General features: G+C 55.2%; 11 protein-coding genes. 5 read left to right on the top strand and 6 right to left on the bottom strand.

Annotation, left to right across the window (positions count from 1 at the left end; translation table 11 throughout):
- The 3 genes from FHL16_RS33245 to FHL16_RS33235 all read left to right on the top strand — a co-directional run.
- The coding region (locus FHL16_RS33245) for an IS5 family transposase (protein ID WP_238706219.1) at positions 1-553 on the top strand (553 nt) is incomplete at its 5' end.
- A 336-nt stretch (positions 554-889) separates the two neighbouring features.
- The gene (locus FHL16_RS33240; protein WP_019821372.1) at positions 890-1,687 is read left to right on the top strand and encodes a sulfite exporter TauE/SafE family protein; all 798 of its coding nucleotides are present in this window, start codon (positions 890-892) and stop codon (positions 1,685-1,687) included.
- 280 nt (positions 1,688-1,967) lie between these two features.
- A complete protein-coding gene (locus FHL16_RS33235; RefSeq protein WP_019821370.1) occupies positions 1,968-2,465 on the top strand; it encodes a tetratricopeptide repeat protein in 498 nt (165 codons plus the stop codon).
- 76 nt (positions 2,466-2,541) lie between these two features.
- Here the strand turns inward: FHL16_RS33235 and znuA are convergent, their stop codons facing one another.
- Positions 2,542-3,531 carry a zinc ABC transporter substrate-binding protein ZnuA gene (znuA, locus tag FHL16_RS33230; RefSeq protein WP_019821367.1) on the bottom strand — a complete coding sequence of 330 codons (990 nt, stop codon included), beginning with the start codon at positions 3,529-3,531 and terminating at the stop codon, positions 2,542-2,544.
- A gap of 242 nt (positions 3,532-3,773) precedes the next feature.
- Positions 3,774-5,084: an MFS transporter gene (locus tag FHL16_RS33225; protein WP_019821365.1), complete on the bottom strand. Its 1,311-nt coding sequence runs from the start codon at positions 5,082-5,084 to the stop codon at positions 3,774-3,776.
- A 175-nt stretch (positions 5,085-5,259) separates the two neighbouring features.
- Between FHL16_RS33225 and FHL16_RS35155 the strand changes: the two genes are divergently transcribed.
- The gene (locus tag FHL16_RS35155; protein ID WP_368773269.1) at positions 5,260-5,502 is read left to right on the top strand and encodes a YHYH domain-containing protein; all 243 of its coding nucleotides are present in this window, start codon (positions 5,260-5,262) and stop codon (positions 5,500-5,502) included.
- Between the two features lie 48 nt (positions 5,503-5,550).
- Here FHL16_RS35155 and FHL16_RS33215 read toward each other — a convergent pair whose 3' ends face one another.
- From FHL16_RS33215 to FHL16_RS33200, 4 genes are all read right to left on the bottom strand, one after another.
- Positions 5,551-6,003, bottom strand: coding sequence for a chromate resistance protein ChrB domain-containing protein (locus FHL16_RS33215; protein WP_019821364.1), 453 nt, complete (start codon positions 6,001-6,003; stop codon positions 5,551-5,553).
- 83 nt (positions 6,004-6,086) lie between these two features.
- Positions 6,087-7,445, bottom strand: coding sequence for a chromate efflux transporter (gene chrA, locus FHL16_RS33210; RefSeq protein ID WP_019821362.1), 1,359 nt, complete (start codon positions 7,443-7,445; stop codon positions 6,087-6,089).
- Positions 7,438-8,382 carry a chromate resistance protein ChrB domain-containing protein gene (locus FHL16_RS33205; protein ID WP_024078242.1) on the bottom strand — a complete coding sequence of 315 codons (945 nt, stop codon included), beginning with the start codon at positions 8,380-8,382 and terminating at the stop codon, positions 7,438-7,440. The genes chrA and FHL16_RS33205 overlap by 8 nt, the downstream gene beginning before the upstream one ends.
- Positions 8,383-8,743: 361 nt before the next feature.
- Complete coding sequence (locus FHL16_RS33200) at positions 8,744-10,117, bottom strand: transposase (RefSeq protein WP_077750504.1); 1,374 nt, start codon at positions 10,115-10,117, stop codon at positions 8,744-8,746.
- A gap of 289 nt (positions 10,118-10,406) precedes the next feature.
- Here FHL16_RS33200 and FHL16_RS33195 point away from each other — a divergent pair.
- On the top strand, positions 10,407-10,573 hold a 167-nt coding region (locus tag FHL16_RS33195), incomplete at its 3' end, for a heavy-metal-associated domain-containing protein (RefSeq protein WP_077750503.1).

Genomic DNA, 10,573 nt, shown 5'->3' with positions numbered 1-10,573 from the left:
GTTGGATAACGGGAGCCGTATGACGCGAGAGTGTCACGTACGGTTCTGCGAGCGGCTGCGGGGGCAGTTCCCGCGGCCGACTCACCATTTTGGCATGAAGGCCCACATCGGCGCCGATGACGAATCGGGTCTGGTGCACAGCGTAGTGGGCACGGCGGCCAATGTGGCGGATGTCACCCAGGTGGACAAATTGCTGCATGGCGACGAAAACGTGGTCTGCGCCGATGCAGGCTACACCGGTGTCGAAAAGCGGCCCGAGCATGAAGGACGTGAAGTTATCTGGCAGGTGGCGGCACGCCGCAGCACCTACAAAAAACTCGATAAGCGCAGCGTGCTGTACAAAGCCAAGCGCAAGATTGAAAAGGCCAAGGCTCAGGTGCGCGCCAAGGTCGAGCATCCGTTCCGGGTAATCAAGCGCCAGTTCGGTTACACCAAGGTGCGCTTTCGCGGCTTGGCCAAAAACACGGCGCAACTGGTGACACTGTTCGCTCTGTCGAACCTGTGGATGGCGCGCCGACATTTACTGACGAATGCAGGAGAGGTGCGCCTGTAATGCGGGAAATGGCCACCGGAGTGGGGTCCGGGTGGCGAAAACGTAAGAAATACTCGTCGAATTGATTGTTTTTTGATCATTTGGCGAGTTTAAAAGTTGCGCTAGGTGGTATGCCGGGGAAATACATGGCTACTTCAGACCATCCCTAACGCACAGGACTGCCAGCGGTTAGTCAGCGCACGCCATCAGCAAGCGTTGGCGAACTCTTTGTTTGATGGGCTACGGCAACACTTCAGCCGACGCCCTCCAGTGAACACTTATCTAGCTTGGCAGAAGGACCAGGAAAGATCCTAGTCTAGCTTTGTAGTTTCAGGGCGCTGAAAAGAAAAATGAGCAATGACCTCAAGTAGAGAAAAAAACAAACCAATAGTATTTGGTAGCGGCACTATTATCGGTGCCCTAGGTGGGCTGATTGGCTTGGGTGGCGCAGAGTTCAGGCTGCCACTACTCATCGGATTGTTTGGTTTCGGTGCGTTGGAGGCTGTCATTCTCAACAAGGCCATGAGCCTCGTGGTGGTAGCCACAGCTCTTCCATTTCGCGCATTCAGCGTTCCCTACTCTGCGGTCTTTGAACGGTGGGACATCATCGTCACGCTTCTGGCTGGAAGCCTTGCGGGTGCTTGGTTTGGAGCGGGATGGGCAACCAAGCTCAAGAGTAAAACCTTGTACCGCGTTTTGGCAGTGCTGCTCGTAGGCATCGCTGTTGCTTTGCTGTTCGGCCATGAGGCAAGCGCAACTGGGGTCGCCCTGCTTCAAGGCGAGACACTGGCTATAGTCGGGATCGTGGTTGGCTTCGGTATCGGAGTAGTTGCTGCATTGATGGGGGTTGCTGGCGGTGAGTTGTTAATACCCACAATCGTTCTACTATTCGGTGCTGACATCAAGCTCGCTGGCAGTCTTTCACTTGCTGTGAGCCTGCCCACAATGATTGTGGGTTTCACGCGATACAGCCGCGACCAGAGCTTTTCGATAATCCGCGCTCAACGGCCATTCATACTGGTCATGGCAGCGGGTTCCATCATAGGAACATTCATCGGCGGGCAATTACTAGGTCTGATCCCGACAACATATCTCCTCCCGTTGCTCGCCGCCATTCTCCTGATTTCCTCGGTAAAAGTATGGCGTCATAGTTGAACTTTGACTCGGCCGCTAAGGGAAAGGCACTCGCCCATGAACCGAATTTACTGGTCTGGCCAAAAACCTCAATTTAGTAGTACCTGAGCGCACGGCAACCTTGGGCCGCCCTTGTGGTTCGCACTTATGCGGCGGCAATTCTTCAATTTCACTCGCTCGCGGTAGAGGAGGCCACGCCAGCACATCCCTTAAGTAGGTATACGGATCATGGCTTAAAGGTGACGGGTGGATTCTTTGCTAGGATTATCGATAGTGCTCCAAGACAAAATCAGGATTCGCCATGCACGCCCGCCATGTACCAGTTTACCTTGTGCTGCTTGGTGTTCTGAACACGGTCTATGCAGGTTTCGATGAAGGTTTCTCGGCTTTTCAGCGAGGAGATTTCACCGCCGCTTTACGTGAATGGCGACCTTTAGCTGAACAGGGCAACGCTGCCGCACAATCCAACCTCGGAATGATGTACGTCCAGGGCAAAGGCGTGCCGCAGGACTTCAAGGAGGCCATCAAGTGGTATCGCCTCGCTGCCGAGCAGGGGGCAGCCCTCGCTCGATCCAACCTCGGAGTGCTATACGCCAATGGTTATGGGGTGCCGCAGAATCACGTGGTAGCTTATGCGCTCTTTAGCCTGGCGGCCGCGAGCGCTCCTGACAGCATTGCGTTAGAAGAGCGCGATAGGATTACCGCTTCAATGACGCCACAAGAGATTGAGGCCGCGCAGAAGCTGACGCAGGACATGTCTGGCAATCCCATCAAAGCCATAGATGCGTATCTTCACTGAAAAGGCGATGACCTATGGCCCGAAATATTGTGCCGATCATCATCCAGTTCGGCTCAATCGTATGCATAATTCCATTTCAAAGTTGATCAAGACACCCAGCAAGACCATCGCTGAGATTCATCAGCAATTGCTCGTAGTTGTTGGACAAGGGTTTTAGACCAAAGCCCAGCGCATCTAGTTCGGCAAAATGCACTGGCAGGCCATCGCTCAAGGTTTGCGCCAGACGTGGACGCATGGGTGGTTCGCTAAATATACAGGTAGGTCCAGCAGCCTTGAGGCGCTCTCGCATCTCTGCGACGTGGCGTGCACCAGGCGGGACCTCGGCGTTGATTGCGAAAACTCCAGTGTGCTGCAATCCGTAGGCCTCCTCAAAGTAGTCGAAAGCCTGGTGGAAGACGAAGAACGGTTTGCCTTCCAGCGGCTTGAGGCGCGCTTTTAGTTTGATATCGAGGGTTTTTAAGCGTTGCTCGAAGGCATCCAGATTTGCTTGGTAGCGAGCGGCATTGCCTGGATCGACAAGAGCCAGATCCGAAGCCATGTGTTTGGCGATCAACCGTGCATTCTCAGGTCTCAGCCAGAGGTGGGCATCCAGTGCACCGGGTCGATGAAGTTGGTCATGATTATCGACCTGCAATTCTGTTGCCTGCTCTTTTGCATCATGCCCCTCAGATTGATCTCCGACAGGCTCGTCGTCATGTCGATGCTCCTCGCCAAAATGCCTTAGGTGCAGCCCCTGCATGTCCTGCACAGCCACGCTCTTGCCCTTTCGGCCCTCAAGTACGGTAGGCAGAAAGCCCTCCAAGTCTGGCCCGATCCAGTAAACCAGGTCTGCTTCTTTTACCTGACGCAAGTCCGAAGGACGTAACGTGTAATGGTGAGGTGAAGCACCGGCTGGTAGTAACACATCAGGTGTCCCGACACCGTCCTGCACGGCCGCAGCAATGAGTTGCAGCGGTTTGATGCTGGTTAGAACACGGGGTTCGGCGAAGGCCGAGGCGGCCACCAACCAAGTCAGGGTCACGGCGGGCAAAAGGGAAGAGAGGCGAGGCAAGGCGGCATCACTCATTGATTTTTATAGTTACATAATAACATACCGATCAGCCGGCATGTTCAAGTCGATCCGTGAATTCTGGATTGAGCGATGGAGTGCATATCTGCCGTTGCTTTGCAGCACGCAGTACTCCCACGGCAGTGCTTCGAGGAACCGGCCTGCTCCAGGCTGACTTTCAGGGCGAGCTGGTCTCTTCAGATTTTGGCGGCCAATCATGCAGTTTGCCTGGAGCAGCCTTAAAGCAGGTGTTGACGCGGTTACCTATTCGGCCAGCGACGATGTTGATCATCAATGACATATGGATGTTCATGATCGGTGCCGCTGTGTCCGTCCAGGTGAGTATGGTCATCCGACAGATTCTCATGGCTGTGCCTGATACTCTCTTGATCATGGGCCGGACGCCAGATCACGATGCTGACCGCCAATGCGCTACCTGCCACGACAACGAGCCCAACAAACGAGGCCGTGAGGCTGATGTTGGCACCCAGCCATCCCGCCAATGGGTAGGTAATCAACCAGCAGGCATGGGATAGCGCAAATTGGGCGGCAAACAACGCCGGGCGATCTTCGGCATGTGCAGAGCGACGCAACAGTCGACCGCTCGGAGTCTGGGCCAAGGAGTAGCCCACCCCAAGCACCATCCACAGCGGCAGCAGAAAGTTGTAGGTGGTCAGGTTGATGCCAACCGCTAAGCCTGCGACCAATATGCCTCCGCCAAACAGCATGGCCGTTCGGTCTTTGATGTTTTTCAACAATCGAGGCAAGACCAGGGCAGCGACCATCGAGCCGCCACCAAACGCAGCCAGCGCTAATGCCGTAGAACTCTGAGGCAGAGCGAAGCGCGACTGCACCAGCACTACGGTGTTGACGATGACCATTGCACTAGCAGCCGCTACCGTCAGATTGAGAGCCAGCAGCCCCCGCAAGCGAGGAGTGGCCAGGAATATGCGCAGGCCACGAGTGGTTCGTTCGTAGATGCTGCGTCGTGGCGTCGGTTTCGCCTTTGGCAGGAGTACTGTGGCGACCAAGGCCGCTGAGGCAAGGAACCCGATGACGGTGCCGGCGAACAGGTTATGGAAGCTGATCACGGTCAGCAACGCGGCGGCGAGCATTGGGCTGGCGACACTTTCAAGATCGTAGGCGAGACGTGATAGCGACAAGGCGCGGGTGTAATCGTCCTCATCCGGCAGTATGTCTGGAATGGTCGCCTGGAACGTCGGAGTGAACGCTGCCGAGGCGGACTGAAGGACGAAAATCAGCACATAGATTTGCCAGACTTCGGTCACGAACGGCAACGCCAGTGCAACCACGGCACGTATCAAATCCAGCGAGACCAGCATCGCTCGACGGGGTAGGCGTTCTGCAAAAGCGGCGGCAATCGGCGCCACGCCGATGTAGGCCGTCATTTTAATCGCCAAGGCTGTACCGAGGACGGCGCCCGCTTGGGCGCCCGCAAGATCGAATGCCAGTAGCCCCAGCGCGACGGTGGCGAGTCCAGTCCCTACGAGCGCGATTACTTGGGCGAGAAAGAGATGACGGTAGGTGCGGTTGGCTAGGATTTTCAGCATGAGAAATCTCACATGGAGAGGCGTGTGACCACTAGATTGTCGAGCATTTCTCGAAGAAAGAGAGCAACGAGTTTCTCGTTTATAGATGTTCTTATATCCTCCCTAGGGGGATATCACAACATCCTAAACTAGAGGCGGGGACAGCTCAAGAAATAGGCACTCAGCCTTTCATCGAATGTCAGGGAAACAGCGAGGAAGTTGCTTGCTCGATGAAGGCAATTGGCCATACTCTGCAAGGCGTGAGAGGTCTCACGAGTATAAAAACATGAGCATGGAGCAAGCCCTGATGAAACTGTCTGCCCTTTTGATCGCCGCTTTACTTTCGATTTCGTCCGCTGCTGCCTTCGCGCATAGTGGTGGTACTGATTCAAAAGGTTGCCATCGCAACCATAAAACGAACGACTACCACTGCCACTAAACGGCAAAAGCCCAGCGCTAGGCTGGGCTTCAGTGCGAGCTGGTCTCTTTACATTTGAGGAGGCCAGTTGTGCGATTCACCTTGGCATTCCTTGCACCAGGCATAAAGCGCGTCGTACAGGATCAGTCCATGCGAAAGCATTTCATGATCATCGGAATATCGCTGCGACAGCCCCAGTGAGATGGCGTACAGCCCAGCCGATTGTGGCGTCAGATCCAGACGAGAGGTATCTGCTCCCCGCACGATCTTCGCGAGCTGCTGCAAGGCGGGCTCATTGAGCTGGTACTTCTTCACAAACGCGTCGAAGCTGCACAACTCACCCTCATGGGTAAGCTCTACGCCCGGAATGTCGTAGGGTGTCGCATCTTTCTCAGCTGCAATCCGCAGCACATCACCGCTGGGTACGTACAAGAACTCGGCCTGTGGATCGATAAAGCGAGTGATCAGCCAAGGACAAGCAACCCGATCGATCTTGGGTCGTTCACGGGTAATCCACCTCATGGAACACCTCCTGCCTAGCTCAATAGGCTGGGTGGTCAGGCGAGCCCAATGCCCGCCAAAGATTGCTAATCAATTCATGCTTTCTAGCGCAGCAAATGCACAGCCAACCCGACGAGCGCGCAGGCCATCAGTACCTGAATGACGCCTCGCTTGAAGCGGAACAAGGCAATCGCCGCAGCAATCGCGATCAACGCGGAGGGCCAGTCCAGGTTACCGCTGAAGCCTTTCGGCCAAAGTACGTGATAGCCGAAGAAACACGCCAGATTGAGGATAACTCCCACCACCGCCGCCGTAATGGCGGTAAGGGGTGCCGTGAACTTGAGTTCGTTGTGGGTCGACTCCACCAGCGGGCCACCCGCGAGGATGAACAGGAACGATGGTAGAAAGGTGAACCAGGTCACTAGGGCGGCGGCCACAGCTCCCGCCAGAAATACTTGATCGGCACCGAATACTTGCAAGACATAGGCCCCGACAAAGCCGACGAAAGCCACCACCATGATCAGCGGCCCTGGCGTGGTTTCCCCCAGAGCCAGCCCGTCGATCATCTGCGTCGGGGTTAGCCAGCCATAGTGACCGACCGCGCCTTGGTAGACGTATGGGAGCACTGCGTAGGCTCCGCCAAAGGTCAGTAATGCCGCCTTGGTAAAGAACCAGCTCATCTGGGTCAAGGTTCCTTCCCAACCAAAGAGGGCGGTCAAAATCCCCATCGGCAAAGCCCATAGCACGGCGCCGATCAGTGCGAGCGATGCCAATTTCAACCAGCTGAACCGGGCATGTTCCGGGGACGGAGTGTCGTCATCGATCAAGGCTGGGCCGAAGGACTTTTTGGCGGCGCTATGCCCCCCAGCTCTGAACTTCTCGGGAGCCAGGCGACCTCCGACATAGCCGATTAACGCGGCCCCCAAGACGATCAGCGGGAACGGAACATTGAATGCAAAGATCGCGGTAAATGAAGCCGCCGCTATTGCCCACAGCCAATTGTTCTTCAATGCCCGAGAGCCGATTCTATGTGCCGCCTGCACCACGATGGCCGTTACGGCGGGTTTGATCCCATAGAAAAGTCCGGCCACCGCGGGGACATCGCCAAAGGCGATATACATCCACGAAAGAGCGATCAGGATGAAAAGTGAGGGCAGTACAAACAAAGCACCCGCAATAACTCCGCCCCAGGTTCGATGCATTAGCCAGCCAATGTAGGTTGCTAACTGCTGAGCTTCAGGCCCAGGCAACAACATGCAGTAATTGAGGGCATGCAGGAATCTGCGCTCGGAAATCCAGCGTCGCCGTTCCACCAGCTCCTGGTGCATGATCGAGATCTGTCCGGCTGGCCCGCCGAAACTGATGAAGCCGAGCTTCAGCCAGAACCAGAACGCCTCACGCAGACTAATCGGTTCAGGCCTCGACATATCCTCTTCAACCTCTGGTGCCAAAACCTTACTCATTGGGTTGCTCCTCTTTCACGAACCCGGCGAGCAGGCCATCGAAGATGGCACTTGCAGCTGCCAGCAGATGGTCGTCATGGGTAATGGTTTCACGTAGCCCTGCCAGCACCCGTTCGATACCGGCAGCCTCCACCGGCTGGATACCTCCGATATCGAGGTAGTGCACCAATGCGGCGATACGGTTTAGGCCGGGCTCTTGAAGCTCAAAACTGGCTTGTAGGGTTTCGAAGGTGACGCGGTTACCAACATGGCTGAAGGTTGCGTCATCGAAATCAAAACCCAGGGCACCGACTGGACAGTCCTGTGGCGTGTTCAGCCAGAGGATCTGAGCTTGCGCGTCAATGAAGCGACGAATGAGCCAGGCACACGCCAGTCGGTCGACCCAGGGACGCTTGCGTGTTGCCCAGACGCGTCCCTGATAATCATCAACATAGAGTGTCGTTATTGTTTGGTTGCTGCTGTGTGGCTCATCCGGAGACAGGGCCCTGCTAACCGCTGTCTCTAGCTCCTGCAAAGCCAAATTAATTTGCTGCTTCGGCTTACCTGGAAAGTAATCGATGTTGACCAGTTGTTCGTAGGCTTTGCGCAGCTTGCGAATCTGCTTGGTGGTGGCCAGTGCGTTCTCAGCATTGAGCTGTGCACGGCATGCTTCGATCTCAGTGCGTAGCTTGGTGTAGTCCTCGCTACGGTCGAACAGCTCGACAAAGCGCTCACCGTGAGAATCGACGACGGGCAAGACGTAAGCGGTGCCGTTGATGGCCAGGATGTCGCGTTCGACAGACGCTAACGCTTCACGACAGACACCGGTATCAGGCAGCAGGTAAGCACCATCGCGCAAAACTGCCGCACCTGAAGCTTTCAAAGCGCGCCAAGCCCGCATGCGTTCGGTGGCATTAGCGGTGGGTAAGCCAAGAATCAGAGTCAGCCAATTTTTCATGTAGAGATAGCTATTTAATATGTAGTCAGTATTACATTACTCCTAATCTTGGCGTTTGGAAAGCCGCCCTATAGAGCTAGGGTTTTGGCGAGACCAACTGGAGAAGGGGTTGCGAAGGCAGGGTTAATAGGTGCTGTGCGTGTTGGCCTGTCAGTCAGGCTTTCAAGCTTCAGACGTTCGTGATGAGCGTCCGGTTTTGGCCGATTCTGTTGAAAAAGTCGGAATTTCAGGCTGTAAGAAGGCGACGTTGGCCCTCGTTTCAGAACCTGGTCACCACGTTGCGTGGCTTTCCGGTTCTGCATTGACCGTTGCAGCTTGGTTAATAGGTTAATTTGAGGGTTTTTGCTGATTCCGGGCGTACCTATCCCGTGGTCGGCGGCCCTTGTGAGGTCAGTTTCGCCAGTCGTCTTAAATTCTGTACCGCAGCGGCCAAGGTAAATTCGTCGTTTGCACCGGTCATTCCTCGTAGCCTTAATCGATCCAGTTTCAGGATTCGTTTGAGATGAGCGAACAACATTTCGACCTTTTTGCGCTCATGGCGAGAGCACACGTATTGCGGTGTTGCGGCAATTCGCCGAGCAACATTGCGTGCCGCCTCATGGACGCTACGGGCGATTTTTCGGAACGAGGTGTTTGGGCAGCAGCGCTCTTTCATTGAGCATTTAGAGCAGTCTGTTTTCCGGGATCGAAAGATGATGGTGTCGGCTTTCGTGACATGTGAGCGCTGGTTCTTGAAGGCCCGCCACTCGCTGCGCAGGGCGTGCCCCGTGGGACAACGATATTCCTGCGCTTCTTCACTCCATTGAAAATCACTGATCGAGAGGCTCTCGTTCTTACGCTCGGTTTTGTCCCAAACCGGCACATGCGGCTCGATGTCTTTTTCGTTCACCATCCAGGCCAGCATCGGTGCGGTTCCGTAAGCGGTATCGCCGATGAGCCGATCCGGCTTGATGTCGAACTGTTCTTCGACCCGCTCGATCACGGTCTTGGTGCTCTCGACCTCGGCGGTTCGATGCGCTGGGGTCGGCTCCACATCCATGATCACGCCATGCTCGACATCAATCAGATAGTTCGTCGAGTAGGCGAAAAACGCCGGGCCTCCTGGCGCTGCGGTCCAACGAGAAAGTGGATCAGTCAATGACAGGCGCTTAGGCAGTGCTTCGCGTAACGCTTCTTCATCCAGCGCTTCAAGGTACTCACGCACGGCGCGAGTACTCAGCGACGGATCGCGCCAGTTGATTTCATCATCGCCAGGTACGCCACGTTGCCGACTGGCATCTGCTTTGATGACGCTGGCGTCGACCGCAAACCCTTCGCCCTTGACCAGACCTGCGTCCATGCAGCGACGCAGCACCTCGTTGAACAGCCAGCGAAACAGCGAGCTGTCACGAAAGCGACCGTGCCGATTCTTGGAAAACGTAGAGTGATTGGGGACTTCGTCTTCGAGGCTTAAGCGGCAGAACCAGCGATACGCCAAGTTCAAATGAGCCTCTTCGCACAACCGACGTTCGGAGCGAATGCCGTAGCAGTAGCCCACCACCAACAGGCGAATCATCAGTTCGGGATCAATCGATGGGCGCCCGATTGGGCTATAAAAATCGGCGAGATAATGGCGCAGATCGCTGAGATCAAGGCATCGATCAATGCTGCGCAGGAGGTGATTGGCTGGGATGTGATCTTCAATGTTGAACGAGTAAAACAGCCTCTCTTGTCCGCTCGACAATTGTCCCATCATGCTGCGAATCCTCCCGCTGGCCGATGACCTGATTTTGCCGCAGGCCAAGCAGGAGATCTACTTTTTCAACAGAATCGGCCGTTCTCTGCCGGTCATGGCCAAGAAGCGTACTGGTCGAATCCGATGCAAATGGCTGGTTAGGTCAAATGCAAAAGGGTGGTCCAGACTGTGCAATTACCCATGAATGACGCTCACAACCCGAAACAGATAACTATTGACCTTGCCATCGTGTCAACGTTGATGCTGTCGGTGCGGTGAAAAGAGACCGCTCAGCACGAGAGGAATAACCATGTTCGTCTTAGATGTATCAGGCATTGGTTGCGGCAGTTGCGTCAGCAAAATTACCAAAGCGATTCAGTCACTGGACAACGAAGCTACGGTTTCCGTGGATCGGTCAGCCGGTAAGGTGAGTGTTGAAAGCAGCGAAAGCCCAGAGCAGATTCGTAAAGCTGTCGA

Origin of the sequence: Pseudomonas sp. FSL W5-0299 (genome assembly GCF_005930655.1) — a bacterium.
Lineage (GTDB): Bacteria > Pseudomonadota > Gammaproteobacteria > Pseudomonadales > Pseudomonadaceae > Aquipseudomonas > Aquipseudomonas mandelii.
Note: the sequence above shows the minus strand (reverse complement) of the source record. Positions and strands in the feature narration are given on the sequence as shown.